At 60.9% G+C, this 21,042-nt stretch carries 22 protein-coding genes; 16 read left to right on the plus strand and 6 right to left on the minus strand.

The genetic code is table 11. The annotated features are described in order from the left end of the window. Positions 1–44 precede the first annotated feature (44 nt). The 8 genes from ccoN (CAF77_RS16435) to ccoP (CAF77_RS16470) all read left to right on the plus strand — a co-directional run bounded on the left by ccoN (CAF77_RS16435) (position 45) and on the right by ccoP (CAF77_RS16470) (position 6,942). Positions 45–1,469, plus strand: a complete 1,425-nt coding sequence (gene ccoN, locus CAF77_RS16435; RefSeq protein ID WP_007969190.1) for a cytochrome-c oxidase, cbb3-type subunit I — start codon at positions 45–47, stop codon at positions 1,467–1,469. Positions 1,470–1,479: 10 nt separating this feature from the next. Next, the gene (gene ccoO, locus CAF77_RS16440) at positions 1,480–2,088 is read left to right on the plus strand and encodes a cytochrome-c oxidase, cbb3-type subunit II (RefSeq protein ID WP_039770055.1); all 609 of its coding nucleotides are present in this window, start codon (positions 1,480–1,482) and stop codon (positions 2,086–2,088) included. A gap of 3 nt (positions 2,089–2,091) precedes the next feature. Beyond that, on the plus strand, positions 2,092–2,289 hold the full coding sequence (locus CAF77_RS16445) for a cbb3-type cytochrome c oxidase subunit 3 (RefSeq protein ID WP_064378782.1): 198 nt from the start codon (positions 2,092–2,094) through the stop codon (positions 2,287–2,289). Beyond that, a complete protein-coding gene (gene ccoP / locus CAF77_RS16450; protein WP_085655235.1) occupies positions 2,286–3,239 on the plus strand; it encodes a cytochrome-c oxidase, cbb3-type subunit III in 954 nt (317 codons plus the stop codon). Before CAF77_RS16445 ends, ccoP (CAF77_RS16450) begins: the two co-directional genes overlap by 4 nt. Before the next feature lie 481 nt (positions 3,240–3,720). After that, positions 3,721–5,163, plus strand: a complete 1,443-nt coding sequence (gene ccoN / locus CAF77_RS16455; RefSeq protein WP_064378780.1) for a cytochrome-c oxidase, cbb3-type subunit I — start codon at positions 3,721–3,723, stop codon at positions 5,161–5,163. Next, positions 5,163–5,771: a cytochrome-c oxidase, cbb3-type subunit II gene (gene ccoO, locus CAF77_RS16460; RefSeq protein WP_011333287.1), complete on the plus strand. Its 609-nt coding sequence runs from the start codon at positions 5,163–5,165 to the stop codon at positions 5,769–5,771. Before ccoN (CAF77_RS16455) ends, ccoO (CAF77_RS16460) begins: the two co-directional genes overlap by 1 nt. Before the next feature lie 5 nt (positions 5,772–5,776). Continuing rightward, a complete protein-coding gene (locus CAF77_RS16465; RefSeq protein WP_003175465.1) occupies positions 5,777–5,962 on the plus strand; it encodes a CcoQ/FixQ family Cbb3-type cytochrome c oxidase assembly chaperone in 186 nt (61 codons plus the stop codon). Next, positions 5,959–6,942 (plus strand): cytochrome-c oxidase, cbb3-type subunit III, encoded by a 984-nt coding sequence (ccoP, locus tag CAF77_RS16470; RefSeq protein WP_011333286.1) that lies wholly within the window; start codon positions 5,959–5,961, stop codon positions 6,940–6,942. Before CAF77_RS16465 ends, ccoP (CAF77_RS16470) begins: the two co-directional genes overlap by 4 nt. 76 nt (positions 6,943–7,018) lie before the next feature. Here ccoP (CAF77_RS16470) and CAF77_RS16475 read toward each other — a convergent pair whose 3' ends face one another. Both CAF77_RS16475 and CAF77_RS16480 read right to left on the minus strand, forming a co-directional pair. Next, the gene (locus tag CAF77_RS16475; RefSeq protein WP_064378779.1) at positions 7,019–7,276 is read right to left on the minus strand and encodes a hypothetical protein; all 258 of its coding nucleotides are present in this window, start codon (positions 7,274–7,276) and stop codon (positions 7,019–7,021) included. A gap of 54 nt (positions 7,277–7,330) precedes the next feature. Then, the gene (locus CAF77_RS16480; RefSeq protein WP_064378778.1) at positions 7,331–8,335 is read right to left on the minus strand and encodes a metallophosphoesterase; all 1,005 of its coding nucleotides are present in this window, start codon (positions 8,333–8,335) and stop codon (positions 7,331–7,333) included. 472 nt (positions 8,336–8,807) lie between these two features. On the opposite strand from CAF77_RS16480, the gene ccoG reads away from it, so the two are divergent. From ccoG to hemN, 6 genes are all read left to right on the plus strand, one after another. Then, positions 8,808–10,223 carry a cytochrome c oxidase accessory protein CcoG gene (gene ccoG, locus CAF77_RS16485; protein ID WP_064378777.1) on the plus strand — a complete coding sequence of 472 codons (1,416 nt, stop codon included), beginning with the start codon at positions 8,808–8,810 and terminating at the stop codon, positions 10,221–10,223. A gap of 11 nt (positions 10,224–10,234) precedes the next feature. Further along, the gene (locus CAF77_RS16490) at positions 10,235–10,774 is read left to right on the plus strand and encodes a FixH family protein (RefSeq protein WP_064378776.1); all 540 of its coding nucleotides are present in this window, start codon (positions 10,235–10,237) and stop codon (positions 10,772–10,774) included. A gap of 133 nt (positions 10,775–10,907) precedes the next feature. Further along, the gene (locus CAF77_RS16495; protein ID WP_085655236.1) at positions 10,908–13,358 is read left to right on the plus strand and encodes a heavy metal translocating P-type ATPase; all 2,451 of its coding nucleotides are present in this window, start codon (positions 10,908–10,910) and stop codon (positions 13,356–13,358) included. 22 nt (positions 13,359–13,380) lie between these two features. Further along, the gene (ccoS, locus tag CAF77_RS16500) at positions 13,381–13,593 is read left to right on the plus strand and encodes a cbb3-type cytochrome oxidase assembly protein CcoS (protein ID WP_007951659.1); all 213 of its coding nucleotides are present in this window, start codon (positions 13,381–13,383) and stop codon (positions 13,591–13,593) included. Beyond that, positions 13,586–14,269: a sulfite exporter TauE/SafE family protein gene (locus CAF77_RS16505; RefSeq protein ID WP_064378773.1), complete on the plus strand. Its 684-nt coding sequence runs from the start codon at positions 13,586–13,588 to the stop codon at positions 14,267–14,269. The genes ccoS and CAF77_RS16505 overlap by 8 nt, the downstream gene beginning before the upstream one ends. Before the next feature lie 82 nt (positions 14,270–14,351). Beyond that, entirely contained in the window at positions 14,352–15,734 is a 1,383-nt protein-coding gene (gene hemN, locus CAF77_RS16510) for an oxygen-independent coproporphyrinogen III oxidase (RefSeq protein WP_085655237.1), read from the plus strand. On the opposite strand, the gene CAF77_RS16515 is transcribed toward hemN, so the two are convergent. Continuing rightward, positions 15,731–16,213, minus strand: coding sequence for a hypothetical protein (locus CAF77_RS16515; protein WP_064378771.1), 483 nt, complete (start codon positions 16,211–16,213; stop codon positions 15,731–15,733). The genes hemN and CAF77_RS16515 overlap by 4 nt on opposite strands. A gap of 155 nt (positions 16,214–16,368) precedes the next feature. On the opposite strand from CAF77_RS16515, the gene fnr reads away from it, so the two are divergent. Beyond that, complete coding sequence (fnr, locus tag CAF77_RS16520) at positions 16,369–17,103, plus strand: fumarate/nitrate reduction transcriptional regulator Fnr (protein WP_039770035.1); 735 nt, start codon at positions 16,369–16,371, stop codon at positions 17,101–17,103. 78 nt (positions 17,104–17,181) lie between these two features. Beyond that, positions 17,182–17,730 (plus strand): adenine phosphoribosyltransferase, encoded by a 549-nt coding sequence (locus CAF77_RS16525; protein ID WP_003223345.1) that lies wholly within the window; start codon positions 17,182–17,184, stop codon positions 17,728–17,730. A gap of 147 nt (positions 17,731–17,877) precedes the next feature. Here CAF77_RS16525 and CAF77_RS16530 read toward each other — a convergent pair whose 3' ends face one another. The 3 genes from CAF77_RS16530 to CAF77_RS16540 form a co-directional block, all read right to left on the minus strand. Beyond that, positions 17,878–19,026: an acyl-CoA dehydrogenase family protein gene (locus CAF77_RS16530; protein WP_085655238.1), complete on the minus strand. Its 1,149-nt coding sequence runs from the start codon at positions 19,024–19,026 to the stop codon at positions 17,878–17,880. 71 nt (positions 19,027–19,097) lie between these two features. Then, positions 19,098–19,700, minus strand: coding sequence for a recombination mediator RecR (recR, locus tag CAF77_RS16535; RefSeq protein WP_007951652.1), 603 nt, complete (start codon positions 19,698–19,700; stop codon positions 19,098–19,100). Between the two features lie 66 nt (positions 19,701–19,766). Then, positions 19,767–20,801 (minus strand): NADP-dependent oxidoreductase, encoded by a 1,035-nt coding sequence (locus CAF77_RS16540; protein WP_085655239.1) that lies wholly within the window; start codon positions 20,799–20,801, stop codon positions 19,767–19,769. Positions 20,802–21,042: the final 241 nt, after the last annotated feature.

A 21,042-nucleotide genomic window follows, 5' to 3' on the forward strand; every position in this document is an offset into this window, starting at 1 on the left:
CGCGCTGTTGGCGCTCACTTCGGCTGAACCGTGGATGGGGAACCATGAACACTTCTATCAGTACCGCCTACAACTACAAGGTGGTCCGCCAATTCGCCATTATGACGGTGGTGTGGGGCATCGTCGGCATGGGGCTCGGGGTTTTTCTCGCGGCTCAATTGGTCTGGCCCGAACTCAACTTCAACCTGCCGTGGACCAGCTTCGGACGCCTGCGCCCGCTGCACACCAACGCGGTGATCTTCGCGTTCGGCGGCTGTGCCTTGTTCGCCAGTTCGTTCTACTCGGTGCAGCGCACCTGCCAGACCCAACTGTTCGCGCCGAAAATCGCCGCGTTCTGCTTCTGGGGCTGGCAGCTTGTGATTCTATTGGCAGCCATCAGCCTGCCACTGGGTTACACTAGCTCCAAGGAATACGCCGAGCTGGAATGGCCGATCGACATTCTGATCACCATCGTCTGGGTCGCCTACGCCATCGTGTTTTTCGGCACGATCATGCAGCGCAAGACCAAGCACATTTACGTGGGCAACTGGTTCTTCGGCGCGTTCATCATCACCGTGGCGATCCTGCACATCGTCAACAACCTTGAGCTGCCGGTGAGCTTCACCAAGTCCTACTCGGTGTACGCCGGTGCAACCGACGCGATGGTGCAATGGTGGTACGGCCACAACGCCGTAGGCTTTTTCCTCACCGCCGGTTTCCTCGGGATGATGTACTACTTCGTGCCGAAGCAGGCCGAACGTCCGGTGTATTCGTATCGCCTGTCGATCGTGCACTTCTGGGCGCTGATCACCCTGTACATCTGGGCCGGCCCGCACCACTTGCACTACACCGCGCTGCCGGACTGGGCGCAGTCTCTGGGCATGGTGATGTCGCTGATTCTGCTGGCGCCGAGCTGGGGCGGCATGATCAACGGCATGATGACCCTCTCGGGCGCCTGGCATAAGTTGCGCAGCGACCCGATCCTGCGCTTCCTGGTGGTGTCGCTGGCGTTCTACGGCATGTCGACCTTCGAAGGTCCGATGATGGCGATCAAGACCGTCAACGCCCTCTCCCACTACACCGACTGGACCATCGGCCACGTACACGCCGGCGCACTCGGCTGGGTGGCGATGATTTCCATAGGCGCGCTGTATCACATGATCCCGAAAGTCTTCGGCAAAGAGCAGATGCACAGCATCGGCCTGATCAATGCGCACTTCTGGCTCGCGACCATCGGCACCGTGCTCTACATCGCCTCGATGTGGGTCAACGGCATCGCCCAGGGCCTGATGTGGCGTGCGGTGAACGAGGACGGCACGCTGACCTACTCCTTCGTCGAAACCCTGGTGGCCAGCCACCCGGGCTTCGTCGTGCGGCTGATTGGCGGGGCGATCTTCCTCAGCGGCATGTTCCTGATGGCTTACAACACCTGGCGCACCGTGCGGGCCTCGCAGCCTGCTGACGTCGTTGCTGCCGCGCAGATGGCCTGAGGAGTCCGCCATGAAACACGAAACGATTGAAAAGAACGTCGGCCTGCTGATGCTGCTGATGGTGTTCGCCGTGAGCATCGGCGGCCTGACCCAGATCGTCCCGCTGTTCTTCCAGGACGTGACCAACAAACCGGTGGAAGGCATGAAACCCTACACCGCGCTGCAACTGGAAGGCCGCGACATCTACATCCGCGAAGGCTGCGTCGGCTGCCACTCGCAGATGATCCGTCCGTTCCGCGCCGAAACCGAACGCTACGGCCACTACTCGGTGGCCGGCGAAAGCGTGTGGGATCACCCGTTCCTGTGGGGTTCCAAGCGTACCGGTCCGGATCTGGCCCGGGTCGGCGCGCGTTACTCGGATGACTGGCACCGTGCGCACTTGTACAACCCGCGCAACGTTGTACCGGAATCGAAGATGCCGGCCTACCCATGGTTGGTTACCCAGCCGGTCGACAGCAGCCACACCGAAACCAAGCTCAAGACCATGCGCACCCTCGGCGTGCCCTACACCGATGACGACATCAGCGGCGCGGTGGCCAGCCTCAAGGGCAAGACCGAAATGGACGCCCTCGTCTCCTACCTGCAAGTGCTCGGCACTGCGATCAAGAGCAAGAGGTGAGAAATGGTCATTGAAATGAGCGCGGGGCTGATTCGCGGCCTCGGCACGGTCGTGGTGTTCGTAGCCTTCGTCGGCCTGACCCTTTGGGTGTTCAACCGCAAGCGCACGCCGGAATTCGCCGAAGCACGCCTGCTGCCGTTTGCCGACGAGCCACAACCCGACCCAACCCAAGCATCTGAAACAAGGAGTACCCGGCCATGACCACCTTCTGGAGTACGTGGATCTGCGTACTGACCATCGGCAGCCTGATCGGCCTGACCTGGCTGCTGGTCGGCACCCGTCGGGGCGAGACCAAGGGCAGCGTCGACCAGACCATGGGCCACAGCTTCGACGGCATCGAGGAGTACGACAACCCGCTGCCGCAGTGGTGGTTCATGCTGTTCGCCGGCACGCTGGTGTTTTCCGTGGGTTATCTGATCCTTTATCCGGGCCTGGGCAACTGGAAAGGCATCCTGCCCGGCTACGAGGACGGCTGGACCGGCGTCCACGAGTGGGAAAAGGAAATGAGCAAGGCTGACGCCAAATTCGGGCCGATCTTCGCCAAATTCGCCGCCATGCCGGTGGAAGAAGTGGCGAAGGATCCGCAGGCGCTGAAAATGGGTGGCCGTCTGTTCGCCTCCAATTGCTCGGTGTGCCACGGCTCGGACGCCAAGGGCGCGTTCGGCTTCCCTAATCTCGCCGACAAGGACTGGCGTTGGGGCGGCAGCGCCGAAACCATCAAGGCCACCATCATGGGTGGCCGGATGGCGGCGATGCCGGCGTGGGGTGAAGTGCTGGGCGAGACTGGCGTGAAAAACGTTGCCGCCTATGTGCGTCATGAACTGGCGGGGCTGCCACTGCCGGCGGACAACAAGGCTGATCTTCAAGCGGGTCAGCAGGCGTTCAGCACAACCTGCACCGCCTGTCACGGGGCAAACGGCCAAGGCACCGAAGCCATGGGCGCGCCGAATCTGACGCATCCGGCCGGTTTCATCTACGGCACCAGCCTGACCGAGCTCGAGCAGACCATTCGCCATGGTCGTCAGGGCCACATGCCAGCTCAGAACGAGCTGCTGGGCAACGACAAAGTGCAACTGCTCGCCGCTTACGTGTACAGCTTGAGTCACGGACTGAATACAGAAAAACTGATTACTGAAGACAACAAGCAATAATCATTGAGTACAACACTGCCGCACGTTTCCAGTGCGGCAGTTTCCAGCCTCTTTGCGACGCATTGTCGCACCCCGTTACCCCCTCTCCTTTCGATTACCCGGATTCGGGTCTACGCTTGCTCGATGCGGACTGGCCCGTGCCGGTTCCAGGTCGACCCTGAGCGAGGCGTTGAACGAATCGGCTGACTGACATGGCCGCAAAGGCCGGTAGATACCGGCTGTCGTGCCGATTACCGTCCGTCACCCGAACCGAGCGTTCGAACACACCCCGTTACATCCGACCGGGACCCCTCACTTTTTTTGTTCGCTGCGACATTTTGCCCGAGGGCAATTTTGTCCTTACGCGGCGCATGGAAAGGCCGCAGAATCAGCGTTGGAAAGCATTGACCCAGGTCATGGCGCGTTGCATTGACCCCCTGCTTTCTACATACTTGCGGCCGATTTTAATCCTAATAAAACACCCAAACCGTGGAACCTTAGAATGAGCACAGCAATCAGTCCGACTGCTTATAACTATAAGGTAGTCCGCCAGTTCGCCATCATGACGGTGGTCTGGGGGATCCTTGGCATGGGGCTCGGTGTCTTCATCGCCTCGCAACTGGTCTGGCCGGAGTTGAATTTCGGTCTGCCGTGGACGAGCTTTGGACGCCTGCGCCCGTTGCACACAAACCTGGTGATTTTCGCCTTCGGTGGTTGTGCACTGTTTGCCACTTCCTACTATGTCGTGCAGCGAACCTGCCAGACGCGACTGATTTCCGACAGCCTCGCGGCCTTCACCTTCTGGGGATGGCAAGCGGTAATCGTCGGCGCGATCATTACCTTGCCGCTGGGTTACACCACCACCAAGGAATACGCGGAACTGGAATGGCCCCTCGCCATTCTGCTAGCCATTGTCTGGGTCACCTACGGTCTGGTGTTCTTCGGCACCATCACCAAGCGCAAGACCAAGCACATCTATGTCGGCAACTGGTTCTACGGTGCGTTCATCGTGGTGACCGCGATGCTGCACATCGTCAACCACATGTCGCTGCCGGTCAGCCTGTTCAAGTCCTACTCGGCCTACTCGGGCGCCACCGACGCGATGATCCAGTGGTGGTACGGCCACAACGCCGTGGGCTTCTTCCTGACCACCGGCTTCCTGGGGATGATGTACTACTTCGTGCCGAAACAGGCCGAACGTCCGATCTACTCCTATCGTCTGTCGATCGTGCACTTCTGGGCGCTGATCACCCTGTACATCTGGGCCGGCCCGCACCACCTGCACTACACCGCACTGCCGGACTGGGCACAGTCGCTGGGCATGGCGATGTCGATCATCCTGCTGGCGCCAAGCTGGGGCGGCATGATCAACGGCATGATGACCCTGTCGGGCGCCTGGCATAAGCTGCGCACCGACCCGATCCTGCGCTTCCTCGTGGTTTCGCTGGCGTTCTACGGCATGTCGACCTTTGAAGGTCCGATGATGGCGATCAAGACCGTCAACTCGCTCTCGCACTACACCGACTGGACCATCGGCCACGTACACGCTGGCGCACTCGGCTGGGTAGCGATGATCTCGATCGGCGCGATCTACCACATGATCCCGAAACTGTTCGGCCGTGCGCAGATGCACAGCACCGGCCTGATCAACGCGCACTTCTGGCTCGCGACCATCGGTACCGTGCTGTATATCGCTTCGATGTGGGTCAACGGCATCACTCAAGGCCTGATGTGGCGTGCAATCAACGACGACGGCACCCTCACCTACTCGTTCGTGGAAGCGCTGCAGGCCAGCCACCCTGGCTACATCGTCCGCGCCCTGGGCGGTGCGTTCTTCGCCAGCGGCATGCTGCTGATGGCTTACAACGTATGGCGCACCGTGCGCGCCTCGAACCCGGCTGAAGCCGAAGCCGCCGCCAAGATCGCCGTAGTTGGAGCTCACTGATGAAGCATGAAGCTGTCGAGAAGAATATTGGCCTGCTGGCTTTCTTCATGGTCATCGCCGTCAGCGTCGGTGGCCTGACCCAAATCGTTCCGCTGTTTTTCCAGGACGTCACCAACAAGCCGGTCGAAGGCATGAAGCCGCGCACCGCCCTTGAACTGGAAGGCCGCGACGTTTACATCGCCAACGGCTGTGTCGGCTGCCACTCGCAGATGATCCGACCGTTCCGTGCCGAAACCGAACGCTATGGCCACTACTCGGTCGCCGGTGAAAGCGTCTGGGATCACCCGTTCCTGTGGGGTTCCAAACGTACCGGCCCGGACCTGGCCCGCGTCGGCGGTCGTTACTCCGATGACTGGCAGCGTGCGCACTTGTACAACCCGCGCAACGTCGTCCCCGAGTCGAAAATGCCGGCCTACCCGTTCCTCGTAGAAAACAAGCTCGATGGCAAAGACACGGCCAAGAAAATGGAAGTGTTGCGCACGCTCGGCGTCCCTTACACCGACGAAGACATCGCCGGTGCAAGAGATGCCGTGAAGGGCAAAACCGAAATGGACGCGCTGGTGGCCTATCTGCAAGGCCTGGGCACCATCATCAAAAGCAAACGGTGATTCTGATGGATATCGGGATGATTCGAGGCCTGGGCACCGTTGTCGTGATGGTTGCCTTCATCGGCCTGGCGTTGTGGGTGTTCAGCCCCAAGCGCAAGTCGGAGTTTGAAGACGCGACCTTGCTGCCCTTCGCGGATGATCCCGAAGCCATCAAGCACGTCGAGCAAGCTTCTAGGAGTAACAAAGAATGACTACATTCTGGAGTCTGTACGTCACAGTCCTCAGTCTCGGTACGATCTTTTCCCTGACCTGGCTGTTGCTGTCGACCCGCAAGGGCCAGCGCAGCGAACAGACGGACGAGACAGTGGGCCACTCCTTCGACGGGATCGAGGAGTACGACAACCCGCTGCCGAAATGGTGGTTCATGCTGTTCGTGGGCACCATCGTCTTCGCTCTGGGTTATCTGGTGCTGTACCCGGGCCTGGGCAACTGGAAAGGCCTGCTGCCGGGCTACAACTACCTCGATACCGAGAAGCAGACCGCGTTCGCCAACGGCCAGACCGGCTGGACCGGCGTTCACGAATGGGAAAAGGAAATGGCGCGTTCGGACGCCAAGTTCGGTCCGATCTTCGCCAAGTTCGCCGCCATGCCGATCGAAGAAGTGGCCAAGGATCCGCAAGCCCTGAAGATGGGGGGCCGTCTGTTCGCCTCCAACTGCTCGGTCTGCCACGGTTCCGACGCCAAGGGCGCTTATGGCTTCCCGAACCTGACCGACGCCGACTGGCGCTGGGGCGGCGAGCCGGAAACCATCAAGACCACCATCATGGGCGGTCGTCACGCCGTGATGCCGGCCTGGGCTGAAGTGATCGGCGAGCAAGGCGTGGCCGACGTGGCCGCGTTCGTGCTGACCAATCTGGATGGCCGCAAGCTGCCGGAAGGCACCAAGGCAGATCCGGCCAACGGCCAGAAACTGTTCGCCGCCAACTGCGTGGCCTGCCACGGTCCGGAAGGCAAAGGCACCCCGGCAATGGGCGCCCCGAACCTGACCCACCCGGCCGCGTTCATCTACGGTTCGAGCTTCGCGCAACTGCAGCAGACCATCCGTTACGGCCGTCAGGGCCAGATGCCTGCCCAGGAACAACTGCAAGGCAACGACAAGGTTCACCTGCTGGCGGCTTACGTTTACAGCCTGTCCCACGGTGAAAAACCAGCGGAAGCCGAGGCTCAGTAAGACCAACGCCTGAAGCAAACAAAACGGCCCCGCCAATGAGAATTGGCGGGGCCGTTTTGTTTCCCTCTCTACTGATTCAAAGAATATTGCCTCCACCGAGACTGTCCAGGCCCGAAGGTCTGCGCTGCTTGCCGGCATCGCCCGGCTGGTTGCCTTTCTGACTGGCCAGATCCTTCGTCCCCTGCGCAGCTTCGACCGGCTCAAGCGCTCGCAGAGCCGTTTGCAGGTACACGACGGCCAAGGGAGCTACCGCGCTGGCGCTATTCAGAATGACGTCCAATGCATCAATTTCTTTCTGAGTAATGCCGAGTGCTTTGAGAGTGCCTTTATTCATACATTTTCATCCTTGAAAGAGTCAGATCTGTAAAAGCGATGCCCGAGCCATTTTTTATGGACGATTGGCCCAGATGGACTTCACCGGAACCGTATGCACGAATCGCGGCTTTTGCCATTCATTGTTCTCGACCAGATTGACGTGCAGCTGCCTGCGATCATCCGAAAAACTGGCCGTCAGGTACGTTTGCTGGGACGTTGCGCCGCTGAGAAACATCGGCACCTTACCCATCCAGCGCTTGGCTCCACCTCGCGCATGGTAATGACCCGCAAAAATGGCCGTGACTTCATACTTCTCGATCATGTCCAGAAAGCGCTGCTCCTGTTGCCAGTCTCCCTGCCAGTCATCCCACTTGTGCATGTTGAGGATGATGGCGTAACCCTGCGCCCTCGCCACCCTCAAATCGTTCTCCAGCCAGTCCAGGGCACTGGTGATATTGAAGGTTGTCGGATTCAACGCATGAGCAATCTTTGTGGCGTAGGTGGGTTCATTGTTGAGCTGCACCAGATGAACTTCTCCGACATTTTTCGAGTAAGCGAGACTGCCTGAATAAAGGACATTCAGAAAAGCACCAGTGACCTTGAGATCAAAGTTATCCACCTTGCTCTTATGATGTTCGTTGAACTCGGTAATACTGCCCGCCGCACAACTATTACTGAAACAGTCATCAACATTATTTTCGTAGTCATGATTACCCAAGCCATACAGGTAATCACCCTTGAAGTATTTCTCAAGGGCCGACTTCATATACGAGCGCTGCCAACCATGGCCAAAAGCAGTAATGTCGCCATTGATCATCAACGGGATTGCCGCCTGCCCACCGTGGGCATTTCGAAATTCGGCGATACTGCCCAGTTGGCTGTCCACCAGCCACTTGGCACGTTTCTCAAAGTCCGCATCGGATTCCGGCGCTCCACTATCGGTATTGTCAGTCCAGGGATACTGCGTATCGGATGCGAACACCATATGCCGTGGCGTGCCCTCGACGGCATGAGCCAGCGTGACAGAAGATAATAAACAGATACCCAGCAGAAACTTTACAACTCCATTTAAATCCATAACATTGAAACTCCATTTAACTTGAATAATGACTAGCAACTGAATTTCGCCAGACGCAAACATATTCGATCAAACGGAAACTTTCAAAGCCGACAACATGAGCAATTAAATAAACTTGTTTCAAATACAAGAACAGCAGAAAACAGAGCCCCTAACTTCAAGTAAGGACCCCTCTAAGTTCAATTACGGAAACCGGACGACGAAGGGCCGGTTTTCGGCCATGCGGATCACCCGGCAGCGCAACGGCAACGAATCGCCTAGACTCATTCATCGACCGAGCAAAAAAATGGTGATCCCGCACAAGTCAATTGATTCAAGTCATTACACCATCAATTGATTTTGCCCAACGCGACCAAAGGTCGCACCCGTTCGTCGGTAGTACAGGCGTATCATTGGGCCACTGCAACACCCTTTCTGACCCCGGCCGGCACGTATCGACCGAGGCATTTTTCCACTGCCGTGGGATGCAATGATGAGCAACCAGATTCCGGTACATGACGTCACGCCACCCAGCAAGAACGCGAACAACAGCGTCGATCTTTACGCCTCTCGAGAAAAAATCTACACCCGTGCTTTCACCGGCCTGTTCCGTAATCTGCGGATGATGGGCGGCGCGGCGCTGTTCCTGTTGTATTTCGGAACGGTGTGGCTGAACTGGGGCGGCCATCAAGCCGTATGGTGGAACCTGCCGGAACGCAAGTTTTTCATCTTCGGCGCCACGTTCTGGCCGCAGGATTTCATTCTGCTGTCGGGCCTGCTGATCATTGCCGCGTTCGGTCTGTTTTTCATCACCGTGTATGCCGGGCGGGTCTGGTGCGGGTACACCTGCCCGCAAAGCGTGTGGACGTGGATTTTCATGTGGTGCGAGAAGGTCACCGAAGGCGACCGCAACCAGCGCATCAAACTCGACAAGGCGCCGATGAGCGCCAACAAGTTCCTGCGCAAATTCGCCAAGCATGCGTTGTGGCTGTTGATCGGTTTCGTCACCGGCATGACCTTCGTCGGCTACTTTTCGCCGATCCGCGAACTGGTAATCGAATTCTTCACCGGCCAGGCCGATGGCTGGTCGTATTTCTGGGTCGGTTTCTTCACCCTCGCCACGTACGGCAACGCCGGCTGGCTGCGCGAGCAGGTGTGCATCTACATGTGTCCGTATGCACGCTTCCAGAGCGTGATGTTCGACAAGGACACGCTGATCGTTTCCTACGACCCGCGTCGCGGTGAAAGCCGTGGCCCGCGCAAGAAAGGCGTCGACTACAAGGCTCAGGGCCTGGGCGATTGCATCGACTGCACCATGTGCGTCCAGGTCTGCCCGACCGGCATCGACATCCGCGACGGCCTGCAGATCGAATGCATCGGTTGCGCCGCATGCATCGACGCCTGCGACAGCATCATGGACAAAATGGATTACCCTCGCGGGCTGATCAGCTACACCACCGAACACAACTTGTCCGGGCAGAAAACCCATAAACTGCGGCCACGCCTGATCGGTTATGCCGTGGTGCTGCTGACGATGATCAGCCTGCTGGTGACAGCCTTCTTCATGCGTTCGCTGGTGGGTTTCGACGTCAGCAAGGACCGCGTGCTGTACCGTGAAAACGCCGAAGGCCGGATCGAAAACGTCTACAGCCTGAAGATCATGAACAAGGATCAGCGCGACCACACCTACGTCCTGGAAGCCGCCGGTTTGCCGGATCTGCGCCTGCAAGGCAAGCGCGAGATCAAGGTCCCGGCCGGGGAAATCTTCAGCATGCCGGTCGAGCTGTCGAGCGCGCCTGAACAATTGCCATCGAGCACCAACGAGGTGAAATTCATCCTCAAGGATGCCGATGACGACAGCGTCCACGTAGAAGCCAAGAGCCGGTTCATCGGCCCACAGAATCGTTGAGAGAACTGAACATGCCCGCAGTAAACGCCGCAAGTCCCTGGTACAAGCACCTTTGGCCATGGATCATCATCGGGATTCTGGCCTGTTCGGTGACCCTGACGCTGTCCATGGTGACCATCGCGGTGAACAACCCGGACAATCTGGTCAACGACAACTACTACGAGGCCGGCAAGGGCATCAACCGTTCGCTGGATCGCGAGCTGCTGGCGCAGACCCTGAAGATGCGCGCGGCCGTGCATCTGGACGACGTCACTGGCGAGGTCGACCTGCGCCTGAGCGGCGACAGCCAGCCTAAGACCCTGGAACTGAACCTGATCTCGCCGACCCAGCCGGAGAAGGATCGCAAGATCGTCCTGGCCCGCAGCGAGACTGAAACCGGCCGCTACATCGGCCAGTTGAGCGACAAGATCGAAGGCCGGCGTTTTGTGGAGTTGCTGGGTACTCAGGACGATCACGTGTGGCGGATGTTCGAGGAAGAGCTGGTCAGCCATGACAAGGATTTATTGTTGGGTGATGAGCCGTTGCAGGGTGCAGAAGACCTGAAGAAATAAGCCTTACTCTGATCGTTCCCACGCTCTGCGTGGGCACGCAGCCAGGGACGCTACGCGTCCCAGCCGAAGCGGACGCGGAGCGTCCAGGGAGGCATTCCCACGCGGAGCGTGGGAACGATCATCGGAACGCCTCATGACCATTCCAATCCCCTGCTACCACTGCGCCCTGCCCGTCCCGTCCGGCAGCCGCTTCACCGCCGTCGTGCTCGGGGAGTCCCGCGAGTTCTGCTGCCCCGGCTGCCAGGCCGTGGCCGAAGCCATCGTCGCCGGTGGTCTGGAAAGCTATTACCAGCATCGCAGCGAAGCCTCGGCCAACCCCGAAGCGCTGCCGGTGCAACTGGTGGACGAGTTGGCGCTGTACGACCGCGCCGATGTGCAGCAACCCTTCGTCCGTCACGAAGGTGAACTGGCTGAGACCACGCTGTTGATGGAAGGCATCAGTTGCGCCGCCTGCGGCTGGCTGATCGAGAAACACCTGCGCACCCTGCCCGCCGTGGCCGAGGCGCGGCTGAACCTGTCCAACCATCGCCTGCATGTGCGCTGGGCTGACGCTCAGTTGCCGCTGAGCCAGATCCTCGGCGAACTGCGCCACATCGGCTACGCCGCGCACCCATATCAGGCCGACCGCGCCAGCGAACAACTGGCCAGTGAAAACCGCCTGGCCCTGCGCCAGCTCGGGGTCGCCGGGCTGCTGTGGTTCCAGGCGATGATGGCGACCATGGCGACCTGGCCGGAATTCAACATCGACCTCAGCCCGGAGCTGCATACGATCCTGCGCTGGGTCGCGCTGTTCCTGACCACGCCGATCGTGTTCTACAGCTGCGCGCCGTTTTTCAAAGGCGCCATGCGCGACTTGCGCACCCGTCATTTGACCATGGACGTCTCGGTGTCGCTGGCGATCGGCGCGGCTTACGTCGCCGGGATCTGGACCTCTATTACCGGGGTCGGCGAGCTGTATTTCGACGCGGTGGGCATGTTCGCGCTGTTCCTGCTCGCCGGGCGCTACCTCGAACGCCGCGCCCGCGAGCGCACTGCTGCCGCCACCGCGCAACTGGTCAATCTGCTGCCCGCCTCGTGCCTGCGCCTCGACGACGCCGGCCAGAGCGAGCGGATCCTGCTCAGCGAACTGCGCCTCGGTGATCGGGTGCTGGTGCAACCCGGATCGGTGCTGCCGGCGGACGGCAAGATTCTTGATGGCCAGTCGAGCATCGACGAATCGGTGCTGACCGGCGAATACCTGCCGCAACCGCGTGCCAAGGGCGATGCGGTCACCGCCGGCACGCTGAACGTGGAAGGCGCGCTGACCGTCGAGGTGCAGGCGCTCGGCCAGGACACGCGACTCTCGGCGATCGTCCGCCTGCTGGATCGCGCCCAGGCAGAAAAACCACGGCTGGCGGAAATCGCCGACCGCGCCGCGCAATGGTTCCTGTTGCTGTCGTTGATCGCGGCGGCCGCCATCGGCTTGCTGTGGTGGGAACTGGATTCGTCACGGGCGTTCTGGATCGTCCTCGCCATGCTGGTGGCGACCTGCCCGTGCGCGCTGTCGCTGGCGACACCGACCGCCCTCACCGCCGCCACCGGCACCCTGCACAAACTCGGCCTGCTGCTGACCCGCGGCCATGTGCTGGAAGGTCTGAACCAGATCGACACGGTGATTTTCGACAAGACCGGCACCCTCACCGAAGGCCGACTGGTACTGCGCTCGATCCGCCCGCTCGGCGCCCTCGACAGCGATCAATGCCTGAGCCTCGCCGCCGCCCTGGAAAACCGTTCCGAACACCCGATTGCCCGCGCCTTCGGCCGCGCGCCGCTGGCTGCCGAAGACGTCCACAGCACGCCCGGCCTGGGGCTTGAAGGGTTGGTTGGCGAACAACGCTTGCGCATCGGCCAGGCGGATTTTGTCTGTGATCTCAGCGGCGCGCCTGTGCCGTCGATGCCGAAGGAACCGGGGCAATGGTTGCTGCTCGGTGACAGTCACGGACCGCTGGCCTGGTTCGCCCTCGACGACCGTCTGCGCGATGACGCCCCGGCCCTGCTCGCGGCGTGCAAGGCGCGCGGCTGGCGCACGCTGCTGCTGTCGGGCGACAGTTCGCCAATGGTCGCCAGTGTCGCCGCCGAACTGGGCATCGACGAAGCCCGGGGCGGTCTGCGTCCGGACGACAAGCTGCAAGTGCTGCAACAACTGCACAGGGACGGCCGCAAGGTGTTGATGCTCGGCGACGGGGTCAACGACGTGCCGGTACTGGCCGCTGCGGACATCAGCGTGGCCATGGGTTCGGCCACCGATCTGGCAAAAACCAGTGCCGACGCCGTGTTGCTGTCCAACCGTCTCGACGCCTTGGTACAAGCCTTCACGCTGGCCCGCCGCACTCGCCGGGTGATCATCGAGAACCTGTTGTGGGCCGCGCTGTACAATGGCCTCATGTTGCCGTTCGCCGCCCTCGGCTGGATCACTCCGGTGTGGGCCGCCGTCGGCATGTCGATCAGTTCGCTGACCGTGGTGCTCAATGCCCTGCGCCTGACTCGCCTGCCGAGTGCGCCGGCCGTCAGCGCCACGTCAGAAACCCGCCCGCTGCCGGCCTGAGCCGCGCGGACATGGAGTACAGATGCCAGCTCTCTACGTGATGATTCCGGCCGCGCTGCTGATCGTGGCCATCGCCGTCTACATCTTCTTCTGGGCGGTGGACAGCGGCCAGTACGACGACCTCGACGGCCCGGCCCACAGCATCCTGTTCGACGATCAGGACCCGAACCACACCGCCGCTGTGGACGAAGCCAACCCGGCCAAACCGGACGACAAGGCGCCACCCCATGCTTGAACTGGCGCCACTGCTGGTGTCTGCGTTGATTCTCGGCCTGCTCGGCGGCGGGCATTGCCTGGGCATGTGCGGCGGTCTGATGGGCGCGCTGACCCTGGCGATTCCCAAGGAACAACGCAGCCGACGCTTTCGATTGCTGCTGGCTTATAACCTCGGGCGAATTCTCAGCTATGCCACGGCCGGGTTGCTGATCGGGCTGGCAGGATGGGCGGTGGCCAACAGTCCAGCCGCGCTGTTCATGCGCGTGATCGCGGGTTTGCTGCTGATCGCCATGGGCCTGTACCTGGCAGGCTGGTGGAGCGGCCTGACACGCATTGAAAGCCTCGGTCGCGGACTGTGGCGTTACATTCAACCGGTCGCCAATCGTCTGCTGCCGGTGTCGAGCCTGCCCCGCGCCTTGCTGCTTGGCGCGCTGTGGGGCTGGCTGCCGTGCGGGCTGGTTTACAGCACGTTGCTGTGGTCGGCCAGTCAGGGCAATGCGCTGGACAGCGCGTTGCTGATGCTCGCCTTCGGGCTCGGCACCTGGCCAGTGTTGCTGGCGACCGGACTCGCGGCGGAACGAGTGACTGCACTGTTGCGCAAACGCAGCGTGCGCATGGCCGGCGGTCTTTTGGTGATCCTGTTCGGCATCTGGACCCTGCCGGGGCCGCACCAGCACTGGCTGATGGGCCACTGATCCCGTTGATGCAAATCAAGATGCCTTTTTGTGCCCTCCCCTAGACTCGGCACACTGCCAGCCTATCCGGGGGAATGCCCGCATGCTCGACGCCATTCGTTGGGACACTGATTTGATCCGCCGCTACGACCTGGCGGGGCCGCGCTACACCTCGTACCCGACGGCCGTGCAATTTCACAGTCAGGTCGGCACCTTCGACCTGCTCCACGCCCTGCGCGACAGCCGCAAGGCCCTGCGCCCGTTGTCGCTGTACGTGCACGTGCCGTTCTGCGCGAACATCTGCTACTACTGCGCCTGCAACAAGGTCATCACCAAGGATCGCGGCCGCGCGTTGCCGTATCTGCAACGGCTCGAGCAGGAAATCCAGCTGATCGCCTGCCACCTCGACCCGGCGCAGAAAGTCGAGCAACTGCACTTTGGCGGCGGCACGCCGACCTTTCTTAGCCACGATGAATTGCGCCAGTTGATGGCGCACCTGCGCAAGCATTTCAATCTGCTGGATGACGATTCCGGCGACTACGGCATCGAAATCGACCCGCGCGAAGCCGACTGGTCGACCATGGGCCTGCTGCGCGAGCTGGGTTTCAATCGGGTCAGCATCGGCCTGCAGGATCTCGATCCGGCGGTGCAACGGGCGGTCAATCGCCTGCAAAGCCTGGAAGAAACCCGCGCGGTGATCGACGCGGCGCGCACCCTGCAATTTCGCTCGATCAACATCGATCTGATCTACGGCCTGCCCAAGCAGACCCCTGACAACTTCGCCCGCACCGTCGAGGAAGTCATCAGCCTGCAACCGGACCGGCTCTCGGTATTCAACTACGCGCACCTGCCGGAACGCTTCATGCCGCAGCGGCGGATCAATGGCAACGAACTGCCGAGTCCGGCGCAGAAACTGGAAATGCTGCAACGCACCATCGAACAACTGACCGCCGCCGGCTATCGCTACATCGGTATGGACCACTTCGCCCTGCCCGACGATGAACTGGCGATTGCTCAGGAAGAGTCGACCCTGCAACGCAATTTCCAGGGCTACACCACCCACGGCCATTGCGACTTGATCGGCCTGGGCGTGTCGGCCATCAGCCAGATCGGCGACCTGTATTGCCAGAACAGCAGCGACCTCAATCACTACCAGAACACTCTGGCCGGCGCGCAACTGGCAACCAGCCGGGGCCTGGTGTGCAACGCTGACGATCGCCTGCGCCGCGCGGTAATTCAGCAACTGATCTGCAACTTCAGCCTGGATTTCGCCGAGATCGAGCGCAGCTTCAACATCGATTTTCAGGGCTACTTCGGCGCGCTCTGGCCACAATTGCAGGGCATGGCGCAGGACGGGTTGATCGAACTGGATCGCGAACGCATCACCGTGCTGCCGGCGGGACGACTGCTGGTGCGCTCGGTGTGCATGGTGTTCGACGCCTACCTGGAACAGCAAAATCGCCAGCGTTTTTCGCGGGTGATTTAGCTCTTCATCAGCAGCGAGTTGGTTTTAAGGTTCTGTTCAGCGGTCAGGCTTGATTGGTCGATGACCTTGGCCAGAGACAGATTGGCGGTGATCAGACCGTTGTTGAGGGCGGAGATGGCACCTTTAAGGGCAGCGATCTTGGCGAACCGCTCTTCATTGGAAAGGGTCTTGTTGGCCATCAGCGCGTTGATCTGGGCGTTCTTCTCGGCGATCTGCTGGCGAAACTTGCGAATCATCTTCAGCAATTGCTGGACGTTTTCCGGCAGGTCGCTTTCTTCGATATCGCGGTTTTTCCCGCCGGCACCGGCGGATTTAGCAATGGCGGCACCGGACAGCGACACTTTGATGCCCTCGACCAAGGTCGGGCTTCCCAATGATGCCGCGTCTGTGCCGGACTCATCATCAACGGAGGTTTCAGAACTTTCCAGCAACGACGCAACGCCACTGTTACCGGGGGTCAGCGTACCAATAGCAGTCATCGAAGCGGTTCCTTGCATGCCGTCAGATACCTGTTTATCGGCCGTCATCCCTGCGGCTTTATGCCGTGGGGGCAATCTCGCCACAGGCTGGCCTGAATGTCCTCCGCTGGGTTACCCTTACGCCTTATGTGTGTTTTCCCACAAGGATCCAAGAAATGTCCGAGCCAGTTAAACTGCGCGCTCACAACCAGGCTAATTGCAAGGATTGCAGCCTGGCCCCTCTCTGCCTGCCACTTTCGCTGAATCTGGAAGACATGGAAGCGCTGGACGAAATCGTTAAACGGGGTCGCCCGTTGAAAAAGGGTGAGTTCCTGTTCCGCCAGGGCGACACCTTCGATTCCGTTTATGCAGTACGCTCCGGCGCCCTGAAGACCTTCAGCCTGAGCGATACCGGCGAAGAACAACTGACCGGCTTCCACCTGCCGAGCGAACTGGTCGGGCTATCCGGCATGGACACCGAGAAACACCCGGTTTCCGCCCAGGCCCTGGAAACCACTTCGGTCTGCGAGATTCCGTTCGAACGCCTCGACGAACTGGCCCTGCAATTGCCGCAACTGCGCCGTCAGTTGATGCGCGTGATGAGCCGCGAAATCCGCGACGACCAGCAAATGATGTTGCTGCTGTCGAAGAAAACCGCCGACGAGCGCATCGCCACCTTCCTGGTCAACCTGTCGGCGCGTTTCCGCGCTCGCGGTTTCTCGGCCAACCAGTTCCGCCTGAGCATGTCGCGCAATGAAATCGGCAACTATCTGGGGCTGGCAGTGGAAACCGTGTCCCGGGTCTTCACCCGCTTCCAGCAGAACGAACTGATCGCCGCCGAAGGCAAGGAAATCCATATCCTCGACCCGATCCAGCTCTGCGCCCTGGCCGGCGGCTCGCTCGAAGTCTGATCTCGACCCGCGGCCGAGCGAATCGTTTCAGCCGCGGGTATACTGCGCTGTTTGCAGCCCTGCCAGGACACTTCGACGATGGTCTTCGACTCCTTCGACATCAAATCCCTGATCCGCCCTGTGATCGACTTCCCGAAACCGGGCGTGATCTTTCGCGACATCACCCCGCTGTTCCAGTCGCCCAAGGCCTTGCGCCTGGTGATGGACAGCTTCGCCCATCGCTACGTGGAAGCCGACTTCACCCACATCGGCGCGATGGATGCGCGTGGTTTCCTGATCGGTTCGGTGCTGGCCTATCAGTTGAACAAGCCGCTGGTGTTGTTCCGCAAGCAGGGCAAGCTGCCGGCGGACGTGCTGGCTGAAGGTTACGCGACCGAGTACGGCGAAGCGTTTCTGGAAGTGCACGCCGACAGCCTGTGTGAAGGCGACTCGGTGGTGATGTTCGATGACCTCATCGCCACCGGCGGCACGCTGATCGCAGCGGCCAACCTGATCCGCCGCATGGGCGCCCGGGTTCATGAAGCAGCGGCGATCATTGATCTGCCAGAGTTGGGTGGTTCGCAGCGTCTTGAGGACATGGGGATTCCGACGTTCTGCCTGACGCAGTTTGCGTTGACTGACAAGTAAAACCCAGCGCCCGATCGTTCCCACGCTCTGCGTGGGAATGCAGCCCGGGACGCTCCGCGTCCCTTCCAAAGCCGAACGCGGAGCGTCCGTTGAGGCATTCCCACGCAGAGCGTGGGAACGATCAGTCCTCCGTGTAGGGACGATCAGTCAGAGTCCCATCTGCTTGCTGATGATCTCGTTCATCACTTCCCGCGTCCCGCCGCCAATCGACAGGATGCGGTTATCCCGGTACAGCCGCTCCACCAGGCTTTCGCGCATATAACCCAGCCCGCCAAGAATCTGCACCGCTTCGTTGGTGATGCGGTCCGAAGTGTCCGTGGCGAAGTTCTTGGCCATGGAAATCTCCTTGATCACGCTCTGCCCCGCCGCCATCTTCGCCGCCTGCCGGTAGGTGAACTCCCGCGAGACTTCCAGCGCCGTGGCCATTTCCGCGAGGCGATGCTTGATCACCTGGAACTTGCCGATGGGTTTGCCGAACGCTTCGCGTTCCTTCGCCCACTTCACGCTCTCTTCCAGCGCCAGTTGCGCGGTCATATTGGCCATCAGCGCCAGCGCCAGACGCTCGCTCTGAAAGTTGCCCATGATGCAGGCAAAGCCCATGTTCTGCGCGCCAATCAGGTTTCCTACAGGCACCCGGCAATCGTCGAAGAACAATTCAGCGGTGTCTGACGCCCACCAGCCCATTTTCTTCAGTTGCCGGCCGACAGTGAAACCTGGCGTGCCCTTCTCGATCAGCAGCAGGCTGATGCCGCCAAAACCAGGCGCACCGGTGCGCACCGCGACGGTGTAGTAGTCGGCGCGCACGCCACTGGTGATAAAGGTTTTGCTGCCACTGACCCGGTAATGATCGCCATCGCGTACGGCGCGGGTCTGCAGGTTGGCGACGTCGGAACCGCCGCCCGGCTCGGTGACGGCCAAGGCGCTGATCTTCTCGCCGCTGAGCACCTGGGGGACGACGCGGTCGCGGACTTCGGGCCGGGCCCATTTGACGATCGGCGGCAAACCGATGTCGAGCGAACCGAGCCCGGCCACCAGCCCGCCGGAGCCGCAACGCATCAGTTCTTCGCTGGCGGCGATCTTGGCGAACAGGTCACCTTCGTGACTGCCGCCCAGCGCTTCGGGGTAACCGATGCCGAGAATGCCAGCCGCACCGGCCTTGAGGTACAGCTCACGGGGAAAGTTTTCGGCTTCTTCCCACGCATCGATGTCCGGAAGGATCTCGCGCTCGACGAAACGTCTGACGCTGTCACGGACCATTTGGTGGCTGGGGTCGAAGTATTCCTGGAAGGCGGGCATCGGCGAACTCCATGGAAGGGTTCGCCGAACTTAACCGAGCGCTTGCTTGGTTTTCAACAGGATTGTGTGGCTCAGAGGGAAATCGGTTTACGCCCGGCAAACGAGTGAGCCAGCGTGCCGCCGTCCACCAACTCCAGTTCGCCGCCCAGTGGTACACCGTGAGCGATGCGTGAGGCGATCAGGCCTTTGTTCTGCAGCAACTGGGCGATGTAGTGGGCGGTCGCTTCACCTTCCACGGTCGGGTTGGTGGCGAGGATGACTTCGGTGAAGGTGCCCGCCTCTTCGATCCGCGCCATCAGTTGCGGAATGCCGATGGCCTCCGGGCCAAGCCCGTCCAGCGGCGACAGGTGCCCCTTGAGCACGAAATAGCGACCGCGGAATCCGGTCTGCTCGACCGCGTAGACGTCCATCGGCCCTTCCACCACGCACAGCAGCGTGTCGTCGCGGCGGGTGTCGGCGCATTGCGGGCACAGATCGTCTTCGGTCAGCGTGCGGCACTGGCGGCAGTGTCCGACCCCTTCCATGGCCTGGCTCAAGGCCTGGGCCAGGCGCGTACCGCCGCTGCGGTCACGTTCGAGCAACTGCAACGCCATACGCTGGGCAGTTTTCTGACCCACGCCCGGCAGAGTTCGCAGGGCGTCGATCAGTTGGCGAATCAAAGGGCTGAAGCTCATGGGGAAAAAGTCCGACAAAACAACGAGACGCGGTTTATACCCGCGCCTCCGGCCAGCGTCAAATCCTCAGTCCTGGGCGACCTTCACCACCAGTTTGCCGAAGTTGCGCCCCTCCAGCAGCCCGATAAACGCCTCAGGCGCCTGCTCCAGGCCATCGACCACATCCTCGCGGAACTTCACCTTGCCATCGCGTACCCACGGCACCATGGCGCTGATGAATTCCGGCTGACGGTCGCCGTAGTCGTCGAACACGATGAAACCCTGAATCCGTACGCGTTTGGTCAGCAAGGTGCGTTGCAAGGCGGGCAAGCGATCCGGGCCTTTCGGCGCTTCCGAGGCGTTGTAGCCGGCAATCAGGCCGCACAGCGGGATCCGCGCCTTGGGATTGAGCAGCGGCACGACCGCATCAAAGACGTGGCCGCCGACGTTTTCGTAATAGATGTCGACGCCATTGGGGCAGGCCTTGGCCAGTTGCTCGGCGAAGTCCGGTGCCTTGTGATCGATACAGGCGTCGAAGCCCAGTTCCTCGACCACGTATTTGCACTTCTCGGCACCACCGGCCACGCCGACGGCGCGCAGGCCTTTGATCTTCGCCACCTGACCGACCACCGAGCCCACTGCGCCGGAAGCAGCGGCAACTACCAGAGTCTCCCCTTCTTTTGGCTGGCCGATGTCCATCAGCCCCATGTACGCGGTCATGCCGGGCATGCCCAGCACGCCGAGGGCCATCGACGGACTCGGCAGGCCGGACGGGATCGGGATGATATTGCGACCATCGCTGATGCTGTGGCTTTGCCAACCGGTGGCACCGACCACCAGATCGCCGGGGTGGAATTTCGGATGACGTGACTGCTCGACCCGGCTGACAGCGCCGCCGGTCATCACTTCGCCGATTTGTACCGGCGCCGCGTAGGACGGCGCGTCACTCATGCGCCCGCGCATGTAGGGATCGAGCGACAGATACAGGGTCTTGAGCAACACCTGGCCATCTTCAAGGTCCGGCAGCGCCTCGCGCTCCAGACGGAAGTTCTCGGGCGTTGGCGCGCCCACCGGACGCGAGGCCAGCACGAAGCGTTGATTGAGGGTCAGAGGGTCGGACATGTCAGCGTCTCCTGTGAATGATGAATTCGAGGGTATAGGAAGCAGACCTTGGTGGGCATGGTGCGTTCCGCTTGATAATCGTTGCCCGTTCGAGGTCTCGATCTGCCCACGCGGGAATAGCTTAACGGACGCTCCGTGTACGGCGTTGGATTTGGGACGCGGAGCGTCCCCGGCTGCATTCCCACGCAGACGGTTCGACGCCTCGACGTGGGAACGATCGGGCGGAAACAAAAATGCCAGG

Origin of the sequence: Pseudomonas sp. R15(2017), from assembly GCF_002112685.1 — a bacterium.
Taxonomy (GTDB): domain Bacteria; phylum Pseudomonadota; class Gammaproteobacteria; order Pseudomonadales; family Pseudomonadaceae; genus Aquipseudomonas; species Aquipseudomonas glycinae.

Excerpts from the sequence above, each read along its gene's own strand:
- CAF77_RS16490 (WP_064378776.1), top strand. The coding sequence starts at position 10,235 with ATGCCCGCAGTAAACGCCGCAAGTCCCTGGTACAAGCACCTTTGGCCA.
- recR (WP_007951652.1), bottom strand. The coding sequence starts at position 19,700 with ATGAGCTTCAGCCCTTTGATTCGCCAACTGATCGACGCCCTGCGAACT.
- ccoO (WP_011333287.1), top strand. The coding sequence starts at position 5,163 with ATGAAGCATGAAGCTGTCGAGAAGAATATTGGCCTGCTGGCTTTCTTC.
- CAF77_RS16475 (WP_064378779.1), bottom strand. The coding sequence starts at position 7,276 with ATGAATAAAGGCACTCTCAAAGCACTCGGCATTACTCAGAAAGAAATT.
- CAF77_RS16530 (WP_085655238.1), bottom strand. The coding sequence starts at position 19,026 with ATGCCCGCCTTCCAGGAATACTTCGACCCCAGCCACCAAATGGTCCGT.
- CAF77_RS16515 (WP_064378771.1), bottom strand. The coding sequence starts at position 16,213 with ATGACTGCTATTGGTACGCTGACCCCCGGTAACAGTGGCGTTGCGTCG.
- CAF77_RS16525 (WP_003223345.1), top strand. The coding sequence starts at position 17,182 with ATGGTCTTCGACTCCTTCGACATCAAATCCCTGATCCGCCCTGTGATC.
- CAF77_RS16445 (WP_064378782.1), top strand. The coding sequence starts at position 2,092 with ATGGTCATTGAAATGAGCGCGGGGCTGATTCGCGGCCTCGGCACGGTC.
- ccoG (WP_064378777.1), top strand. The coding sequence starts at position 8,808 with ATGAGCAACCAGATTCCGGTACATGACGTCACGCCACCCAGCAAGAAC.
- ccoN (WP_007969190.1), top strand. The coding sequence starts at position 45 with ATGAACACTTCTATCAGTACCGCCTACAACTACAAGGTGGTCCGCCAA.
- CAF77_RS16495 (WP_085655236.1), top strand. The coding sequence starts at position 10,908 with ATGACCATTCCAATCCCCTGCTACCACTGCGCCCTGCCCGTCCCGTCC.
- fnr (WP_039770035.1), top strand. The coding sequence starts at position 16,369 with ATGTCCGAGCCAGTTAAACTGCGCGCTCACAACCAGGCTAATTGCAAG.
- CAF77_RS16465 (WP_003175465.1), top strand. The coding sequence starts at position 5,777 with ATGGATATCGGGATGATTCGAGGCCTGGGCACCGTTGTCGTGATGGTT.
- hemN (WP_085655237.1), top strand. The coding sequence starts at position 14,352 with ATGCTCGACGCCATTCGTTGGGACACTGATTTGATCCGCCGCTACGAC.
- ccoN (WP_064378780.1), top strand. The coding sequence starts at position 3,721 with ATGAGCACAGCAATCAGTCCGACTGCTTATAACTATAAGGTAGTCCGC.
- ccoP (WP_011333286.1), top strand. The coding sequence starts at position 5,959 with ATGACTACATTCTGGAGTCTGTACGTCACAGTCCTCAGTCTCGGTACG.
- ccoP (WP_085655235.1), top strand. The coding sequence starts at position 2,286 with ATGACCACCTTCTGGAGTACGTGGATCTGCGTACTGACCATCGGCAGC.
- ccoS (WP_007951659.1), top strand. The coding sequence starts at position 13,381 with ATGCCAGCTCTCTACGTGATGATTCCGGCCGCGCTGCTGATCGTGGCC.
- CAF77_RS16540 (WP_085655239.1), bottom strand. The coding sequence starts at position 20,801 with ATGTCCGACCCTCTGACCCTCAATCAACGCTTCGTGCTGGCCTCGCGT.
- CAF77_RS16480 (WP_064378778.1), bottom strand. The coding sequence starts at position 8,335 with ATGGATTTAAATGGAGTTGTAAAGTTTCTGCTGGGTATCTGTTTATTA.
- CAF77_RS16505 (WP_064378773.1), top strand. The coding sequence starts at position 13,586 with ATGCTTGAACTGGCGCCACTGCTGGTGTCTGCGTTGATTCTCGGCCTG.
- ccoO (WP_039770055.1), top strand. The coding sequence starts at position 1,480 with ATGAAACACGAAACGATTGAAAAGAACGTCGGCCTGCTGATGCTGCTG.